The organism is Paralcaligenes ginsengisoli (assembly GCF_054781135.1).
Genome location: NZ_BAAGUZ010000002.1, coordinates 35,003 through 52,462, shown reverse-complemented (window position 1 = coordinate 52,462; position 17,460 = coordinate 35,003). Strand labels below are relative to the sequence as shown.

Below are 17,460 nucleotides of genomic sequence, written 5' to 3'. Positions count from 1 at the left end.
TCTCCAGAAAAAACAAAGAGCTCTCGGCCATCATGTCGATCATAGCGTTGTGAGGGCAAGCCTCGATGACCCACTTTATTGCGCCTGCTTACCGACGGTAGTAGACTGTAGTACATTTTCTACGCCATGGTTGACCCGTGGCGTATCTGATCAATCAAGGAGGTCTCACTGTGCGCAAGACCAACAAACAGGCACTCGACCAGCATGCGGGACGCACAAGGGCTCCGAACAACTATCAGTTTATTGCCTAAGCCGCATGTTACGCCGTAGCGCATGGTCGAGGGCAGAAAACACAGGTCTTACGAAAGACGCCAGGGACACGTCCGGCAAGGAAGCCATTGTCGAATTCCGGGGGGTATGGAAACGCTTTGGCGATCTGGAAGTTCTAAAAGATATCAATCTGGCCGTCGGGCGAGGCGAGGTGGTGGTGGTCATTGGCCCCTCCGGGGCAGGCAAGTCCACCCTGTGCCGAACAATCAACAGGCTGGAAATCATCGACAAAGGATCGATATTCGTCGACGGCAAGCCTCAGCCGGTCGAGGGAACAGAGCTATACGAATTCCGCGCCGGGATTGGAATGGTCTTTCAATCCTTCAATTTGTTTTCACATAAGTCGATTCTGGAAAACGTGACGCTGGCGCCGCGTAAAATCCTCGGGCAAGACAGAGCCTCGGCGCAGGCCAATGCTTACCGTCTACTCGACATGGTCGGAATCCGCTCGAAGGCGAATTCGATGCCGGCGCAACTTTCAGGAGGCCAACGCCAGCGCGCGGCAATCGCTCGCGCCCTCGCGATGGATCCCAAGGTCATTCTCTTCGATGAACCCACTTCTGCGCTAGACCCGGAGTCAACCCAGGAGGTCCTGGCAACCATGCAGCAGTTGGCCGGGCAAGGAACCACCATGATCGTTGTCACACACGAAATGTCATTCGCCAGGTCGTGCGCCGATCGGGTGGTCTTCATGGCGGATGGAGCGATCGTCGAGGTTGCAGGCCCGGAAGCCTTCTTCAGTGCGCCAGAGAGCGAGCGTGCCCGCAGCTTTCTCGCCTCCGTGCGTTGAAAGGGCTTGGTTTCTTCGTTGGTCGGGGCGCAGGTGCCCGGGCTGTTTGATCACAAGACAGGTAAAAGGAGTGTCGGATATGAAGTGTATGAAACGGTCGAAAATCTTCGCCTCGATGGCTGTTGCCGCCGCGTTTGCTCTGGGCGCCAGCGAGTGCGCCATCGGCGCGGAGCATACCAACGAGGGCGCTTCATCGGCCGTCAAGGCCTACCCGGCGGGTACGACGATGGCCAAAATACAGCAACGCGGCAAGATAATTGTGGGAGTCAAAGTCGATTTTCCGCTGTTTGGATTGAAAAACCCGGTTACCGGCAAACTGGAAGGAATGGACATTCAGCTCGCTCAGGGAATTGCCAAGGATTTGACCGGCAGCGCCAGCAATATCCAATTCGTTGAAGTCAATAGCGGCAACCGCGAAGTATTTCTGCAGCAAAACAAGGTGGATATCGTGATTGCGACTTACCCGCCAAATCCGAAACGCGAGAAAGCCGTCGATTTTGCCGGGCCTTACCTCATGAGTCCGATCGGCACCATGGTGAACAAAGGCGACGATTCCATAAAGAAGGTGTCGGACCTCAACGGCAAGAATATCTGCGTGACCAAGGGCTCGGGGTCGGAAACCTATGTTCCTTTGAATGCGCCCAAAGCGAAGTTGACGGTATTCAGCTCGATGACGCAATGCATGGAGGCGCTTCAGCAGAGGCGGGTCGACGGTGTTACAACGACCCAGAGTATTTTATTGGGGCAGATGAGCCAGAATCCCGGCAAGTTCAAGCTCGTACCGACAGAGCTGCTGAACACGGCTGGGAAAAAAGCCTCGGATAACGACTCCATCGGCTTGCCGAAGGGCGATAAGGCGCTTCACGACTATCTCGATTCGTACTTGAAGAAAATCTTTGCCAACGGCGAGTGGAAGAAGATGTACGACAGCACACTCGGCTCGGTGATGCCGGGCGACGCAACGCCACCACCCATTTTGTATTAGAGGAAAACGTGGCCAGCGGGACACTTTAGGGGTACCTATGTCGTTTTTGCTCCCCCACCTTGGCGAGTTCGCATGGGGTATCGCGTTTACAGTAGGGCTTGTGGTGCTGGGCTGGATCGGCGCCATGATTCTAGGCACGGTGCTCGCGATAATGCGCGTAAGCCCCATTCGCGCGGCACGGATAGCGGCCACCGCCTATATTCTGGTTTTTCGCAATATTCCGATCCCGGTTCAAATGGTGTTGTTCGTGTTCGGGTTCCCGCTGCTGGGCATTGTGTTTTCATTATTCTCTTCGGCCGTAATCGTCCTTATCGCGTATCACGCGGCGTTCGTTTGCGAGACGCTCAGATCCGGCCTGAATACGGTGGCGGTAGGCGAACTGGAGGCGAGCCGGTCATTGGGGTTTGCTCCATTCGGTACGATGCGTTATCTAGTTCTTCCGCAGGCTTTTGCGGCCGTAGTCCAACCAATGGGCAATGTGTTGATCCTGCTGGTGAAGAACACCTCGGTGGCCGCAATAGTTGGAGTCGCCGAGTTGACTTTCACCGCGGACAAAGTTGCGATCGAGGAAGTGCAGGCATTTATTGTGCTCGGTGGGGCCGCGCTCGCTTATGTCCTCATTTGCATCGTACTCAAACGGCTCGTGTCCTTGCTTGAACGCAGGGTCGCTTTCAGCAAATGAGCACGACGACATTATTCGAAGAGCCCGGGCCTCGTGCCCGGCGCCGCAACCGTGCGCTCGAGATCGTTTCGTGGGTAATCGTGGCCGGCCTGGCGTACGTTGTCATCCGGACATTGAACAAGAGCGGCGCATTCGACGCGGCTGCATGGCAACCGTTTGCTCAATGGGGCGTTTGGCGGCAGCTCGGGCTTGGCTTGTTCAATAACCTGAGGGCGGCTGTCGTTGGCATGTTGTTGTCCATGCTCTTTGGTTGCTTCCTGGGCTGGGGGCTTCTATCGAAGCGAAAAATAGTCCGACGTCCTTGCCGTGTGTTCACCGATGTCTTCAACGGTATTCCGATACTGCTGTTGCTGTTCTTCACCTCGCTGGTACTTCCGTCGTGGGGATTGCCTCTTTCCGATTTCTGGTTTTTGGTCATCGCGTTATCGCTCTATAGCACCGCTGTAGTCGGAGACCTGGTTCGAGCGGGCGTCCTGGCTTTGCCGCGCGGCGAGTCGGAGGCCGCCACCGCGCTCGGATTTTCCGAGATCCAAAGTATGTGGCTGATTCTTCTGCCGCAGGCGCTGCGCTTGATGAGCCCCGCGCTGGTGAGCCAGATGGTGATCGTGTTCAAAGGCACCACATTGGCGTTCGTGCTGGGTGGCTACTTCGATCTGCTCCGCTCGGCAACGGTACTCGGTGCGTACTTCAGCCGTTCATTGCTGCAAGCCCAAGGCGTCGCCGCGATCGCGTTTATGCTGATAAACATCGTTCTATCGCAAATAGCGGCGGCAATCGATCGAAAGGAAAAGCAACGGTACGGGGTTCAAACTGTTGCGCTCGACGAATTGGACACTCACTGAGCTGCCCCACCTCTGGCCCGCTGATTCCGTGTTACGGCAGCGCGCCGCCGCGATTGACTTGCACCGGATCAAAATGGGTTGTCACATCGAGCACGGCTTCGTGCTGCATGACGCGCTTGCGCGCGTCTTCGGCGATGGCATGGCCCTGGGCAATGGTCAAGGTGGCATCCATTTCAAGATCGACCTCGACCCAGATCATGTCTCCCATCTTGCGGGTTTTAAGCCCGTGTATGCCCTGGACGCCGGGCGTGGAGAGAAGATGGCCGCGAATCCGGCTCTCGGTTTCCACGTCGACCGCGCGGTCCATCAGGTCGTTGAAGGCGCTGAAGAAAAATTTCCAGCCCATGCGGGCCACCATGATGCCGACGATAAGCGCCGCCAGGGGATCCGCCATCGGGAAGCCGACCAGATTGGCAATAATGCCTATTGCCACCACCAGCGACGACGCGGCGTCGGAACGGGCATGCCAGGCATTGGCGATCAGCATGGATGAGCGCACGCCCTGGGCGACCCGCAGCATGTAGCGGAACAGCGCTTCCTTGGACAGCAGCGCCACGATCGCCACGATCAGGGCAATGGCATGCACTTTGGGGATGGCGGCGGGATTTTGCAGCTTGACGAAGGCCGCCCACAACATGCCCAGGCCGACCGCCAGCAGCAATGCGCCCAGGATCAGCGAGGCAGCCGTTTCGAAACGCAGGTGCCCGTAGGGGTGATCGGCGTCGGGCGCTTTCTGGCTGTGCTTGTTGGCCACCAGGACGACGGCGTCCGATATCAGGTCCGACAGCGAATGGATTGCGTCGGCGATCAAGGCCTGCGAGTGGGCCAGGACGCCGACAATGATCTGGAGCAGGGTCAATATGATATTGACCGCTACGCTTACCAGCGTGCTGCGATGTCCTGCGGTCTGGCGTTTTGTTTCGAAGCGTGCGTCCATGGGAAATTCTTATGGCGGGGGCGATATCAAGACTCGGCTCATATTAACAGGCAACGATAGGCGGGCCGGATGTTACTGATCGGGAAGCCGCAAATACGAACGCCGGGCTGCCGGATCTGGTTCGCATACGCTAAACTTGGCCGGTTCCGGGCCGGATATTGTTCGAAGGATCCGATGCATTTACGATTTCGCAATCGACTGAAGCGGTTTTACGCCGTCTTGCCGCTGAACTGGTTTCTTGCACTGCTCGTCGCGCTGGATGGCTACCTGTTCCTGCAGCCCGGGCTTCTGGCGGTGCGCCAGGCGCAGCCGCAAAGCTGGCTGGACTGGTTCACGGTCGACAACCTGAATCTTTTCCTGCAGTCGATAGGCTTGGTGGAAATCCCGCGCCTGATGCTGGGGGTGGGCCTGCAGGTCATGGCCATAGGCTTGATACTTCGGGCGCGCATAGCCTGGGCATTTTCCCTGCTTCTACTGGTGTTGACGGGCACGTTTGCGCTGTGGCAGGCCCATGGCCATTTCGGCATGGCGATCTACACGCTGGTGCTGGTGCTGGTATTGGTCGGCTATTGGCGCCGTTTCGATCGGTCCAGCCTGGCGGCGGGCAGCCTGTTTGCCATACTGAGCATCTTGTCCTTGCTGATATACGCGGTTTTCGGGACCTTGTATCTGGGCGAGGAGTTTCAGCCCCAGGTGCGCGACATGGCGACCGCTTTTTATTTTTCGATCGTGTCGATGTCGACGGTCGGCTACGGCGACATTACTCCGCAAACGGTCAGCGCGCGGCTGTTTTCCGCTTCTATCATTATTTTGGGCATTACGGTGTTTGCGACGTCGATCAGCGCGATTGTAGGCCCGCTTATCGGAGGTAATCTTAAACGCTTGGTCAAAGGGCGCTTATCCAATGTCATGAGAAAAAATCACATTATCATCGCCGGGGCGACCCCTCTGGCGCAAAGCGTGTACAAGGGGCTTCGTAAAAGGGGAAATGACGTTACGGTGATTGTGCCCGCGGGCCTGCCGCACGACTACCCCGCCGAGACCGACCTGATTATCGGCGACCCATCCAACTCGGATACTCTGGGCGAGGCGGGCGCCGCCAAGGCCCAGTATGTATTGGCCTTGCGCGACGATGACGCCGAGAACGCGTTTATCGTGCTGGCGGCCAAGGAAGTGGGCGGGCCCGCCACCAAGACGGTGGCCCTGGCCAACACCAGCACGCATCTGCAGAAAATCAAGAGCGTGAAGCCCGATATGGTTTTTTCGCTGCAACTGCTGGGGGGCGAGATTTTGTCCCGCACCCTGAGCGGCGAGCCGTTCGACAGCGAACTGATCACCCAGCTGTTTTTCGCCCGGACCGACGCCGCGGCTAGTTGATGCGCATGCCAGGCTGGGCACCTGCCCAGGGCTCCAGAATGTAAATGCCGGCATCGACGGCTTCGTCGTTATGGCTGGCGGCCAGCACCATGCCCTCGGAGATGCCGAAGCGCATCTTGCGCGGCGCCAGGTTGGCCACCAGCACGGTCAGCTTTCCAACCAGGTCCTGGGGCTTGTAGGCCGACTTGATGCCCGAGAATACCTGGCGATGGCGGCCTTCGCCGGCGTCCAGGGTCAGGCGCAACAGCTTGTCGGAGCCGTCCACCGCCTGGCATTCAATGATTTTGGCAATGCGCAGATCGACCTTGGCGAAATCCTTGATGTCGATGGGTTCGGCAATGGCTTCGCCTCCCGGCATCGGGGCCGCGGCGACCGGAGGCTCGAACAGATCGTCCAGCATTTTTGGATCGACGCGCTGCATCAGGTGCTTGAACGCGGCAATGTGGCCGGGCAGTTGCCCCGCGTCGGACCACTGGTAGGGTTTGGCCGCGCCGAAGAGCTCCAGCGCTACGGTTTTAACGAGCTGCGGCAGAACCGGGGCCAGCATGACCGACAAGGCCTTGAACCCTGCCAGGGCACGCGAACATATGTCTTGCAAGGCGGCTTTCTGCTCGGCATCGGCGTTGGCCAGGCCCTTGGCCATGACCCAGGGCTGGGCCGTATCGAAGGCCTGGTTGATGCGGTCGGCGTGCGCCATGATCTGGCGTATGGCCCGGCCGTATTCGCGCGCCTCGAAATCGGCGCGCACGCTTTCGGTAACGGTTTGCAGCTCGGTTTGCAGCGCCTGCGTGTCACCCCGATACGCCAGTTGGCCGTCGAAGTGCTTGCTGATGAAATTGGCGGCGCGACTGGCAATGTTCACATATTTGCCAATCAGGTCGCTGTTGACGCGGGCGATGAAGTCCTCGGGGTTGAAGTCCAGGTCTTCGACGTGCGAGTTCAGCTTGGCGGCAATGTAATAGCGCAGCCACTCCGCGTTCATGCCGATTTCCAGATAGCGCAGCGGCGAGATTCCCGTACCGCGGCTTTTCGACATTTTTTCGCCGCTGACGGTAATGAAGCCGTGCACATGCAAGGCATCCGGTGTTTTTCGCCCGGCGAATTTCAGCGTGGCGGGCCAGAACAGGGCGTGGAAATACACAATGTCCTTGCCGATGAAATGCACTTGTTCTGTGGTGCCTTGCGGGTCGAGCAAAGCGTCGAAGTCCAGGCCTTGCTTGGCGCAATAGGCTTTGAGAGAGGCCAGGTAGCCCACGGGCGCATCAAGCCAGACATAAAAGAACTTGCCCGGCGCGTCGGGAATGGGGATGCCGAAGTAGGGCTCGTCGCGGGAAATATCCCAGTCGGCCAGATTGGCTTCGCTATCGGCGCCGCCGCTGCCCAGCCATTCGCGGGTCTTGGCCAGTACTTCGGCCTGCAGGCGCTTGTTGCCGCCCGGCGTGCTGCCGGTGGTCCATTCCTGCAGGAACTCGACGCAGCGCGGGTCGGACAATTTGAAGAAAAAATGCTCCGATGACTTGAGCACCGGCCTGGCCTTGGTCAGGGTGGAGTAGGGCTCGATAAGATCGGTGGGCGCGTAGACGGCGCCGCAGGACTCGCAGGAATCGCCGTATTGATCCTTGGTGTGGCAGTTCGGGCATTCGCCCTTGATGTAGCGATCGGGCAGGAACATGCCTTTGACGGGATCGTAGAACTGCTCGATGGTGCGTGTGGCGATGAAGCCGGCCGCTTTCAGGTGCCGGTAGATATCCTGCGACAGCGCCACGTTTTCGGCCGAATCGGTGGAGTGCCAGTGGTCGAACTCGATATGGAAGCCGTTCAGGTATTGCGGGCGTTCGCTGGCGTAACGCGCCACCAGGGCCTGCGGGGTGATGCCTTCGCTTTCGGCCTTGAGCATGATGGGCGCCCCATGCGCGTCGTCCGCCCCGACGAAATGCACGGTATGGCCCGCCATGCGCATGGTGCGGACCCAGATATCGGCCTGGATATATTCCATGATGTGGCCGATGTGGAAGGAGCCGTTGGCATACGGGAGGGCGGTGGTGACAAATAGCGTGCGCGACATGAGTGATGCGTATGGGAATGTGAAAAAGCGATTTTAGGGCTTTTGGGCGGAGCATGCAGTATGGCATACCGCCCAGTTCCTGCGCCGACGGCGGGATTCCGTCGGGCAGGGCCGTCTGTACGGTTATGTCATTGACATCCCCAGGCCATGAAAATCGTTTCCAGGCCGATGGCCGGCCGTCGCATCTACTGGGGCTTGATGTTGGCGATCTGCGCGATTCGACGCCATTTTTCGGTGTCGGCCTTGATGGTTTGCGCCAAAGGGGCTGGCCCGGTGCCGACGGCTTCTATGCCTTGGCTCAAGAGGAATTGCTTCATGTCCGGCGCGGCCAACACAGCGTCCAGGTTGTCGGCGATCTTGGTTTGCAGGGCCGGGGGCATATGGGCGGGGGCCAGGATGGCGAACCAGATAATGGCCTCGAAGCCTGGCAGACCGCTTTCGGCTACCGTGGGCACATTGGGCAGCAGCGGCGAACGGGTCTTGGATGTAACGGCAAGAGCCTTGAGCTTGCCTGCCTTGAGAGGTTCGAGCGAAGTCATGATCACATCGAGCATCATGTCCACATGACCGCCCAGGACGTCGATCAGGGCCGGCCCCGATCCGCGATAGGGAATGCCATTGAGGCTGATGCCGGCTTCGGCGGCGAAGTAAGCGGCGCCCAGATTGCTGGAGGTGCCGGGCCCGGCCGAAGCGTAGCTGATTTTACCGGGACGGGATTTGGCAAGCTTGATGAAATCGCTCAAGGTGTTGGCCGGAACCGTGGGATTGACGACAATCAGGTCGGGTATCGTGCCTATCGTGGTGATGGGCGTGAAGTCCTTGCTCACGTCGTAGGGCAAATTGGCGGTGACGCTGGGTGCGATCGCGTGGCTGGACACCGTGCCTATCATCAAGGTGTAACCGTCCGGCGGCTGGCGTGCGACATAAGAGGTGCCGATCACGCCGCTGGCACCGGCCTTGTTTTCGACCACAACGGTCTGGTTCAGGCGCTTGCCGAGCGCATTGCCGATTTGCCGCGCGACCAGATCGGTGGACCCGCCATTGGCATAGGGCACGATAAGATGTATGGGTTTGCTGCCAGGCCAGGCATCACCCGCAGATGCTGTTCCGGCGAGAGGGAGGGCCATGGCTGCCAATGCCAGTTGCACCAGCGTTTTCCGCATATTCAGCACTGCATTTCTCCTTGGATTTTTAGCTTTGGCGGTCGCTTGTTGGATAAAATGCTACCGTGTTGAAATAGTACGCGGGGCTCTCTGGGGCGTCGACAATGCCAGACTTATAAGCGCATAACTTTTACCTTATGAAATCAACTGATCTGAACCTGCTCGTTCACTTCGATGCATTGATCACATGCAAGAGTGTGTCCCAGGCGGGGGAGGCCCTGGGAATCAGCCAGCCGGCGATGAGCTCGGCCTTGAGCCGTTTGCGCTATTTGTTTGGCGATCCTCTTTTGGAGCGCGACGGCAATAAGTGGACGCCGACGCTGCGCGCACAGGAATTGCATCGCACATTCCAGCCTTTGCTGCATGCCTGGCAGCGTTCGACGTCGCCGGAAACTTCCTTCAATCCCGCCACCAGCGCCCATGGCTACACCATCTACGCCAGCGACTACCTGCAGTATGTGGTGTTGCCGCGCGTGCTGCCTCGCTTGAAGGCCGAGGCGCCGAATATTCAGATTCAATGCCTGCCTCCCAAGGTTTCCGGCGCGCTCGATATGCTGTCGGGCAACTATATCGAGTTGTACATAGGGCACTACCCGCAGCCGCCCGACAGCTTGCGGGCGCGATTTTTGTTTGAAGAGGCCAGCGCCTGCCTGGTTCGCAAGGGGCATCCGGCGCTGGGCCGCGAATGGAACATGGCGGCCTATCTGCAATACCAGCACATGGATGCTTCAGGCTATGCCGGCTACTTCAATACACAGGTCGACGCCGCCCTGCTCGCGCAGGGGCAGCGCCGCACGGTGGGGATTGTGCTTAGCAGCTATGTGGCCACGCCGTTCGTGCTGGCGGCCACCGATATGGTGGCTACCTTGCCATCAAGCATTGCGCAAAGCCTGGCGGCGGCCTCCGGAACGGTCGTGCTGCCCGCGCCGCTGCCTTTGCCGCCGTTGAGCATTTCGCTGTATTGGCACGAGCGTTACCAGAACGACCAGGCGCATGCCTGGCTGCGCCAGTGCATAGGGGCGGCATTCGGCGGCGCCGGCCCGAAGCTTGCTCCGTCATAGCGCCGGCGGCGCGGCCGTTGGACCTTTGCGCCTACTTGGCGGGAGACTTCAGTTGGGCAAGCGCCAGGTCCACCAGTGGACCGTAGGCCATCCGTGCCGCGCCCTCACCCATGAGTCCGTCGGCCAGGTCGCGAGCCAGGGCCTTGGCCGAGCGCTCGGCGGGTATGCCGAAGCCGCCCGCGCCGGAGGTTTCCAGGCGTACGCTTTCACCTCGCCTGAGCGCAATATTGGCCGTCTTTGACGACAGGGTTTCGGCTGTTCCGTCGGCCGCGAAGCGCTGCAGCCGGGATTGCCGCCCGTCGCCGCCGCCCAGAACGCCGATGGAGCGGCCGGCGGTGTGGTTATCCGACCTGGCGGAAAACACGATTCCATCAGCCAGGGAAGATATCTGGCGCGCAATGGCCATGCCGCCGCGCGTACGGCCGATGCCGCCCGATTCCGGCACGAAGGAGTACTCGTCGACCTGCAGCGGATATTCGTTTTCCAGCGCTTCGATGGGCAGGTTCGACGAGTTCGTCATATGCACATGCACGCCGTCCATGCCGTCCAGGTCGGCCCGCGCGCCGGCACCGCCGGCCACGGTCTCCAAATAGACGAAATCGCCCGTGCGGCGTTCAAGCCTGCCCGAGAACACAATGGCGGGGCAGACGTCGTTTCCGGAAGCCATGATGCGCGATTCCGGAAGCACGCCGCGAAAAGCGCCGAAAATGGCGCCCGCCACCTTTTGGGCGGTCAGCGACCGCGCACCGACCGCGGCCGGTGCCAGCGGATTGACGATAGTACCCGCCGGCGCCGTGATATCCAGGGGGTCGAAAAGGCCGGCGTTGGCGGCCAGTTCAGGATCGAGCAAGGCCTTGACCGAATAATATACGCAGGCGTTCAAAGCGCTGACCGGCAGGTTCATCGCGCCGCGCGCCTGTCTTCCCGAACCGGTGAAATCGAACGCCAGACGTCCATCGCCCACGGTTACTTTGACGTGGATCTCTACCGGTTCGCCGCCGCCCAGGCCGTCGTCGTCCATTACGTTCACAAATGAATAAGAACCGGTCTTGAGTTCGGAAATGCGCCGCACCAGCCGGGCCCGGGTGTAGCGTATGACATCTTCGACGGCTGTCAACGCGCGCTCCACACCCATCTGGCTCAACAGGCCCTTGACTGCCTCTGATCCGCGGCTGTTGGTGGCGACCTGTACCTTCAGGTCGAGCATGCGCTCTTCAGGGTCGCGTGTATTGCCGCAAATCAGGCGCAGCATGCCGTCATCGATCTTGCCCTCGCGCGCGATGCGCACCACCGGAATACGTATCCCTTCTTCGAAAATCGTGCGCGAGCCGCCGGCTATCGAGCCTGGCACCGAGCCGCCTACGTCCGAATGATGGCCGACATTGGCTGCGAAAAATACCAGCTTGCCCTGGTGAAATACCGGTGTCACTATATTTATATCGGGTAAATGGCTGCCGCCCGCCATATAGGGGTCGTTGCTGATAAAGGCATCGCCGTCCTTGATCGCCGCCGCTCCGAACTGTGCCAGCACCGCCGCCATGGCGCCGTTCAGGGACCCCAGGTGCAGGGGAATTTGCGTGCCCTGGGCAACCAGGCGTCCGCGTGCATCGAACAGGGCGACCGAGCAGTCTTTGCGTTCTTTTATGTTCGTGGAAAAAGACGATCGAACCAAAGTGTTGTTCATGTCTTCCGTAATCGACAACAGCCGATTGGTGAAGACTTCCATTTCGATCGGGTCGCTGATGATATCTATGTCGTTCATGGCTGTTTCCTGTTCAGGCGATACGTACGATGAGGTTGCCGTAGTCGTCGATGCGCGCGTGCTGCCCCGGTGCAATCACAGTGGTCGAGCTCATTTCCTCGATCACCACCGGGCCTGTGAATTCGGCGTTTGCGCCCAACTGGTCCCGATCGTATACGTCCGTGGGCAGCCAGCCGTGGCTGGCGCCGAAATAAACCTCGCGACGCGACACAGGGGCCGGCACCGGTTTGATGGCCAGCCTGGCCAAGGGTGCCTTGACGACGGCGCCTACCGCCTTGACGCGGCAGTTGATGACCTCGATGGCGCGTTCCGGCACGTTGTATCCGTACTCGCGGAGATGCGCAGCGTGAAAATTCGATTCGAAACTCGCATAATCCAGGGCGGTGCCGCGCGCCATGGCCACTTGCACTTCGAAGTTCTGTCCGACATAGCGCGCATCGATTACCGTGTCATAGGCGCGGTCGGCGGTATCCACGCCTTCGCTGGCCAGCCATTGTTCCGCGTCGTGCGTCAATCGCTCGATCTTTTCGGTGATGCGCGCCCAGCTCGACGCGTCGACCAGTGCGATATCGCTCTCGACGAAGTCAAACGAAATATCGGTCAGCAGCATGCCGCGCGCGCACATGGTGCCGGGTTCCTGCGGCACCACGACGACGGGAATACCGCATTCGTGGGCCACGTCCATGGCGTGCAGCGGACCGGCGCCGCCAAAGGCAAACAGGGCGAATTTCGACAATTCGTAGCCGCGTTCGGTGGAAACCGAGCGGATCGCCCGGCTCATGTTGGCGTTGGCGATGCGGATGATGCCTTCGGCGGCCGCCTCCAGCGTCAAGCCCAGCGGTTCGGCGACTTTTTCCATGATGACCGCGCGCGCCGCGGCTGCCTGAACGGCCATCTTGCCCTTGAGCAGGCTATGGGGATTGAGGCGCTGCAGCGCAAACATGGCGTCCGTGATGGTGGGCAGCGTGCCGCCGCGGCCATAGCCGACCGGCCCGGGCACGGCGCCCGCGCTGTGCGGGCCGACTTTCAGGGAGCCCGAATCGTCGAGCCACGCGATACTGCCTCCGCCTGCTCCGATCACATGGATGTCAACCATGGGAGTCTTCACCGGATACCCCGCGACCTGGCGGTTCGAGGTGAAGATCGGCTTGCTTTCGTGTATGAGCGACACATCGGTGCTGGTGCCGCCGACGTCGAAGGTCACCAATTCGGGAAATCCGGCGACGCGGCCCACTACGGCCGCCCCCACCACACCGGCCGCGGGGCCGGACAGGCAGGTACGCACCGGGTAGTGACGCACTGTTTCCACCGACATCAGGCCGCCGTTGGAGTGGATGGTGAGCGGTTCCGCCGGAACTCCCGCCGCGGATACCCGATCCAGGAAACGCTGCAGGTAGCGCTCCATGCGCGGCCCGACCGTGGCATTGAGCGCGGTGGTCGAGAGCCGTTCATATTCGCGGAACTCCGGCAGGACGTCGCTGGATATGCTGATATACACATCAGGCGCTGCTTCCTTGACGATATCGCGGGCGCGCTGTTCGTGCAGCGGATTGCGGTACGAATGCAGGAAGCAGATGGCGATGGCTTCCACGCCCGCGTCGCGCAGATATCTCGCGGCGGCGCGCACTTCATCCTCGTTCAGGCCAAGCTGGATGGCGCCTTTGGCCGAAATGCGCTCGGCGGCTTCGCAGCGCAGCGCCCGCGGCACCAGCGGTGGCGGTTTGACGACGCTATAGTCATACAGGTGCGGGCGAACCTGGCGCCCGATTTCCAGGACGTCGCGGAACCCCTTGGTGGTGATCAGCCCGCACAAGGCGCCCTTGCGTTCGATGATCAGGTTGGTGGCAACCGTGGTGCCATGGCCGATATGGCTGATCTGGTCCGGTGCGATGCCGTGTTCGTTCATCAACCCGCGGATGCCGTTGTCGATGGCCTCGGACGGATCGTGCGGCGTGGACGGTTCTTTGAAAAATGCGACGCCGCCCTCGTTCTCGTTCACCAATGTGAAATCCGTGAACGTACCGCCGACGTCGATACCTATTCGATACATGCTTGCGCCCCTTGTGGCTTGATGTCATAACCAGCACAGATGGTACGAGCCGGGCTGGGTAGCGTGAAGGGGGGGCGCAGTTATGGTGATATACAGTCCGGCTTATGGCAATCCGGCGTGGGGTGCTTCTTCGAGTCTGCCTGTTGGCGATGCGCGCGAATCGTCGGGGTTCGCCAAGTTTGGTGCGCTCACGAATGGTCACGACTGGTTGCAGTCGGGCGCAAACGCGTGCTGCGTCTGTGCGCCTTAGGGAATTTCGCGCATTTCGACGTCGACCACGTCTTTGTTTTTAAAGGTGTTTTTCCTGGGCTCGGTTTTATGGCGCTGATCCCAGTAGGCTCGCACGCCGAACGGGCGACCCTTTATACGGGCCACGACGTATAGAACGGCAATTGCAATTGCCGTGGAAACCATGAAAATAAACGCCATCACCGTGCCGAAAATAGCCAGCACCAGAAAAAACGCCATGCGAAGTATTTGATTAAATGTATTCATCGTATATGTGTAGACCATTCGTGCAGAAAATAATTCCGCCAATCCGCTATTCTTTAGGCTGATGCAGCAAGTGTAATCCCCTAGACAAGGCTTCGATTGATATGAATTTGAACTCTGAACAAATACGTACTGTACTGGCAGAGGTGATTGACCCTAATACCGGGAACAAATTGAGTATTACGACCAAGAACAGCGACATACAGTTAAACGGAACTGAATTACACCTTACTTTAGCCCTAGGCCAGCCTTTGCACAATCGGCAAACCGAGCTTAGGAAACGAATTGAAACGGCTTTGCAGCCGCACGGGCTGAATTTGAGCGATCTGCGGGTCACCACGGCGATGGTGGCAACGCACGCCGTGCAGCGCGGCCTCAAGCCCTTGCCCAATGTGCGCAATATCATTGCGGTGGCTTCGGGCAAGGGCGGTGTCGGCAAGAGCACCACGGCCGTCAATCTGGCGCTGGCGCTTTTGCGCCAGGGCGCGCGTGTCGGCTTGTTGGATGCCGACATCTACGGCCCCAGCGTACCCATGATGCTGGGCCTGTCGGGGCGCCCCAAAAGCCTGGATGGCAAAACGATGGAGCCCATGGTGGGGCATGGCCTGCAGGCCAATTCCATAGGTTTCCTGATCGACGCCGATGCCCCCGCCATATGGCGCGGCCCCATGGTCACCCAGGCGCTGGAGCAGTTGCTGCGCCAGACAAACTGGGACAATCTGGATTATCTGATCGTCGACATGCCGCCGGGAACGGGCGACATCGCCCTGACGATGGCGCAGAAAGTGCCGCTGACCGGAGCGATTATCGTGACGACGCCGCAGGATCTGGCCTTGGCCGACGCCCGCAAGGCGCTGCGCATGTTCCAGAAAGTCGATGTTCCCGTGCTGGGGGTGGTGGAGAACATGTCCATGCATATCTGCTCCAATTGTGGCCACGCCGAAGCCATTTTTGGTGAAAACGGCGGCAGGAACATGGCGGCGGAATTCAATCTGCCGTGGTTGGGCGCCTTGCCCCTGGTCATGGATATCCGCGTGCAAACCGATTCGGGGCGCCCTACGGTCATTGCCGACCCCGACGGCGAAGTCGCGGCCCTGTACCATGCCATTGCGCACGAAATCACGACGGTCGTGGCCGAATTGCCGCGCGATATGGCGGGCAAGATGCCGCCCGTCGTAGTCCAGCATTAATTGTCTTGATGCGTGCGACGGTTGCTGGTTTTCTGATCATTGTAGGTTTGGGCGATTGCGCGTACGCCGCCCAGCCCGAAGTCGTGATCGATCCCGGCGGCGTCGGGCCTGCGGCCCTGCAGTCGATCACCAGCGCCGTGGGCGTCATTACCCGCCTTGCCGAAGACCAGGACGCCAGCGAAATGTCGCGCCTGCAGCGCCGCGCCCGCCAGGCCACGATTTCGGCACTGGAAACCCAGGGGTATTTTTCGTCCAAAGTCACGCTCGATGTCGGCGAAGACGTGGGCGGCCAGACCTGGAACATCACTATAGAGCCTAACGAACGCACGACGGTCAAGACGGTCGAACTATCTTTTACGGGCGGCATCGCGGCACCGGAATTCGCCGGCCGCCTCAAGTCCATTCGGGACCAATGGCTGCTCAAGGAAGGCATGCCTTTTGTCAATGAGCGCTGGGGCAAGGCCAAGGCCGACCTGATCGACAACGTCGGCACCAAGGATTTCTACCTGGCCCGCCTGGTCAGTTCGCGGGCCGCTATCGATGCCGATGCCGCGAAGGCCGATTTGCGCATGGCCGTGGACAGCGGCCCGCGGGTGAGGTTGGGGAAAATGACGGTCACCGGGCTCAAGAGAGTCCCCCAGAAGCTCGTGGACCGTTATGTGGATTACCAGCCCGGCGAGCCCTACGACCAGACGCAGCTCGATGAATGGCAGCAGGCTTTGCAGTCGACCACGTTTTTCCGCGGGGCATTCGTAACGCTGGATAATGATCCCCAGCATCGCACCGTCTTGCCCAATGGCGATGTCGAGTTGCCGGTGCAGGTCAAGTTGACCGAAGCGCCGGCGCGGCGTTTTTCCACGTCGCTGGGCGTGGATAGCGACAATGGTGTTCGCGCGGAGGTCTTGTATCGCCAGAATGTGGTGTTCGGCGAGCCGATCTGGATAGAAACCGGCGCGGGGGTCGACAAGAATCGCCAGCGGGCGTTCTACGACGTGCATTTCGCGCCGACCGCCAGTGGCTACAACGACAGCGTGGGCGCGCTTTTCAGCCACTCCAACATCGAGGGGCTGGATACGACGCGCACCGGCCTGGGATGGAAGCGCACGCAGACGCGCAATGCCGCCGGCAACAGCCGGGTGCAATTCGAAACGCAGTGGTATCTGGCCGCCGCCTACGACAAAGTCAAGATTGCCGGGGCCACCGGGTACGAAGTCCCCACCCTGGTGGGCACCTGGGATTGGCTGCGCCGCGATGTCGACGACAAATACGATCCGCGCGAGGGCAACCTGATCGATGTGGGCCTGGGTTCGGGAGTCACTCTGGATAAGGGTGAGCCCTTTTATCGTGCCGGCCTGCGAGCCCAGAAATGGTGGCCGGTAGGCCGGCGCGACGTCCTGACCCTGCGCGGCGAGGTAGGCAAGGTGTGGTCCAAGACCTCGCGGCTGCCTGAAGATTTTGGATACCGCACGGGCGGCGCGCGCAGCATACGCGGCTATCGCTATCAGAGCATAGGCTTGCAGCAGGGCGCCGCGGTAGTTGGAGCGCCGGCCCTGGCGGTGGCCAGCATCGAGTACATGCATTATTTCAACGAGCGTTTCGGTATGGGCGTGTTCGTCGATGCCGGAGATGCCGCCGAGTCGTTCAGCGCCATGAAATGGGCGGTCGGCTATGGGGTGGGGGCGCTGGTGCGTACGCCGGCGGGCCCTTTCAATATAGATGTGGCTTATGGCCAGCGCGATCATAAATTGCGTTTGCACTTTTCCCTGGGTATTGCGTTTTGAACAGTCTGGCGCG

At 60.0% G+C, this 17,460-nt stretch carries 14 protein-coding genes; 8 read left to right on the top strand and 6 right to left on the bottom strand.

From position 1 onward, the window contains the following. Window positions 1–337 precede the first annotated feature (337 nt). From ACYVIS_RS00410 to ACYVIS_RS00395, 4 genes are all read left to right on the top strand, one after another. Window positions 338–1,060, top strand: a complete 723-nt coding sequence (locus tag ACYVIS_RS00410) for an amino acid ABC transporter ATP-binding protein (protein WP_460873181.1) — start codon at window positions 338–340, stop codon at window positions 1,058–1,060. A gap of 88 nt (window positions 1,061–1,148) precedes the next feature. Further along, the gene (locus ACYVIS_RS00405; protein WP_460872938.1) at window positions 1,149–2,045 is read left to right on the top strand and encodes a glutamate ABC transporter substrate-binding protein; all 897 of its coding nucleotides are present in this window, start codon (window positions 1,149–1,151) and stop codon (window positions 2,043–2,045) included. Between the two features lie 37 nt (window positions 2,046–2,082). Beyond that, entirely contained in the window at window positions 2,083–2,727 is a 645-nt protein-coding gene (locus ACYVIS_RS00400; RefSeq protein WP_232742453.1) for an amino acid ABC transporter permease, read from the top strand. Beyond that, window positions 2,724–3,569 (top strand): amino acid ABC transporter permease, encoded by an 846-nt coding sequence (locus tag ACYVIS_RS00395; protein WP_232742454.1) that lies wholly within the window; start codon window positions 2,724–2,726, stop codon window positions 3,567–3,569. The genes ACYVIS_RS00400 and ACYVIS_RS00395 overlap by 4 nt, the downstream gene beginning before the upstream one ends. Window positions 3,570–3,600: 31 nt before the next feature. On the opposite strand, the gene ACYVIS_RS00390 is transcribed toward ACYVIS_RS00395, so the two are convergent. After that, the gene (locus ACYVIS_RS00390) at window positions 3,601–4,506 is read right to left on the bottom strand and encodes a cation diffusion facilitator family transporter (protein WP_460872937.1); all 906 of its coding nucleotides are present in this window, start codon (window positions 4,504–4,506) and stop codon (window positions 3,601–3,603) included. A 174-nt stretch (window positions 4,507–4,680) separates the two neighbouring features. Between ACYVIS_RS00390 and kch the strand changes: the two genes are divergently transcribed. Then, window positions 4,681–5,883, top strand: a complete 1,203-nt coding sequence (gene kch, locus ACYVIS_RS00385; RefSeq protein WP_460872936.1) for a voltage-gated potassium channel protein — start codon at window positions 4,681–4,683, stop codon at window positions 5,881–5,883. On the opposite strand, the gene metG is transcribed toward kch, so the two are convergent. Beyond that, window positions 5,876–7,948 carry a methionine--tRNA ligase gene (gene metG / locus ACYVIS_RS00380; RefSeq protein ID WP_232742457.1) on the bottom strand — a complete coding sequence of 691 codons (2,073 nt, stop codon included), beginning with the start codon at window positions 7,946–7,948 and terminating at the stop codon, window positions 5,876–5,878. The genes kch and metG overlap by 8 nt on opposite strands. Window positions 7,949–8,133: 185 nt before the next feature. Further along, window positions 8,134–9,111: a Bug family tripartite tricarboxylate transporter substrate binding protein gene (locus tag ACYVIS_RS00375; RefSeq protein WP_460873180.1), complete on the bottom strand. Its 978-nt coding sequence runs from the start codon at window positions 9,109–9,111 to the stop codon at window positions 8,134–8,136. Window positions 9,112–9,248: 137 nt separating this feature from the next. Here ACYVIS_RS00375 and ACYVIS_RS00370 point away from each other — a divergent pair, with 137 nt between their 5' ends. Continuing rightward, a complete protein-coding gene (locus ACYVIS_RS00370) occupies window positions 9,249–10,172 on the top strand; it encodes a LysR family transcriptional regulator (RefSeq protein WP_460872935.1) in 924 nt (307 codons plus the stop codon). A 31-nt stretch (window positions 10,173–10,203) separates the two neighbouring features. On the opposite strand, the gene ACYVIS_RS00365 is transcribed toward ACYVIS_RS00370, so the two are convergent. From ACYVIS_RS00365 to ACYVIS_RS00355, 3 genes are all read right to left on the bottom strand, one after another. Then, window positions 10,204–11,934 carry a hydantoinase B/oxoprolinase family protein gene (locus ACYVIS_RS00365; protein WP_232742459.1) on the bottom strand — a complete coding sequence of 577 codons (1,731 nt, stop codon included), beginning with the start codon at window positions 11,932–11,934 and terminating at the stop codon, window positions 10,204–10,206. A gap of 13 nt (window positions 11,935–11,947) precedes the next feature. Then, a complete protein-coding gene (locus ACYVIS_RS00360) occupies window positions 11,948–13,984 on the bottom strand; it encodes a hydantoinase/oxoprolinase family protein (protein WP_460872934.1) in 2,037 nt (678 codons plus the stop codon). A gap of 246 nt (window positions 13,985–14,230) precedes the next feature. Continuing rightward, window positions 14,231–14,479 (bottom strand): hypothetical protein, encoded by a 249-nt coding sequence (locus ACYVIS_RS00355; RefSeq protein ID WP_232742461.1) that lies wholly within the window; start codon window positions 14,477–14,479, stop codon window positions 14,231–14,233. Between the two features lie 101 nt (window positions 14,480–14,580). Here ACYVIS_RS00355 and apbC point away from each other — a divergent pair, with 101 nt between their 5' ends. Together apbC and ACYVIS_RS00345 are read left to right on the top strand one after the other, a co-directional pair. Further along, a complete protein-coding gene (apbC, locus tag ACYVIS_RS00350; RefSeq protein ID WP_460872933.1) occupies window positions 14,581–15,666 on the top strand; it encodes an iron-sulfur cluster carrier protein ApbC in 1,086 nt (361 codons plus the stop codon). Between the two features lie 8 nt (window positions 15,667–15,674). Next, complete coding sequence (locus tag ACYVIS_RS00345) at window positions 15,675–17,447, top strand: autotransporter assembly complex protein TamA (RefSeq protein WP_460872932.1); 1,773 nt, start codon at window positions 15,675–15,677, stop codon at window positions 17,445–17,447. Window positions 17,448–17,460 lie beyond the last annotated feature (13 nt).

Coding starts and splice junctions, on each gene's coding strand:
- ACYVIS_RS00345 (WP_460872932.1), top strand. CDS start 15,675: ATGCGTGCGACGGTTGCTGGTTTTCTGATCATTGTAGGTTTGGGCGAT.
- kch (WP_460872936.1), top strand. CDS start 4,681: ATGCATTTACGATTTCGCAATCGACTGAAGCGGTTTTACGCCGTCTTG.
- ACYVIS_RS00390 (WP_460872937.1), bottom strand. CDS start 4,506: ATGGACGCACGCTTCGAAACAAAACGCCAGACCGCAGGACATCGCAGC.
- ACYVIS_RS00395 (WP_232742454.1), top strand. CDS start 2,724: ATGAGCACGACGACATTATTCGAAGAGCCCGGGCCTCGTGCCCGGCGC.
- ACYVIS_RS00355 (WP_232742461.1), bottom strand. CDS start 14,479: ATGAATACATTTAATCAAATACTTCGCATGGCGTTTTTTCTGGTGCTG.
- ACYVIS_RS00360 (WP_460872934.1), bottom strand. CDS start 13,984: ATGTATCGAATAGGTATCGACGTCGGCGGTACGTTCACGGATTTCACA.
- ACYVIS_RS00400 (WP_232742453.1), top strand. CDS start 2,083: ATGTCGTTTTTGCTCCCCCACCTTGGCGAGTTCGCATGGGGTATCGCG.
- ACYVIS_RS00375 (WP_460873180.1), bottom strand. CDS start 9,111: ATGCGGAAAACGCTGGTGCAACTGGCATTGGCAGCCATGGCCCTCCCT.
- ACYVIS_RS00370 (WP_460872935.1), top strand. CDS start 9,249: ATGAAATCAACTGATCTGAACCTGCTCGTTCACTTCGATGCATTGATC.
- ACYVIS_RS00365 (WP_232742459.1), bottom strand. CDS start 11,934: ATGAACGACATAGATATCATCAGCGACCCGATCGAAATGGAAGTCTTC.
- apbC (WP_460872933.1), top strand. CDS start 14,581: ATGAATTTGAACTCTGAACAAATACGTACTGTACTGGCAGAGGTGATT.
- ACYVIS_RS00405 (WP_460872938.1), top strand. CDS start 1,149: ATGAAACGGTCGAAAATCTTCGCCTCGATGGCTGTTGCCGCCGCGTTT.
- metG (WP_232742457.1), bottom strand. CDS start 7,948: ATGTCGCGCACGCTATTTGTCACCACCGCCCTCCCGTATGCCAACGGC.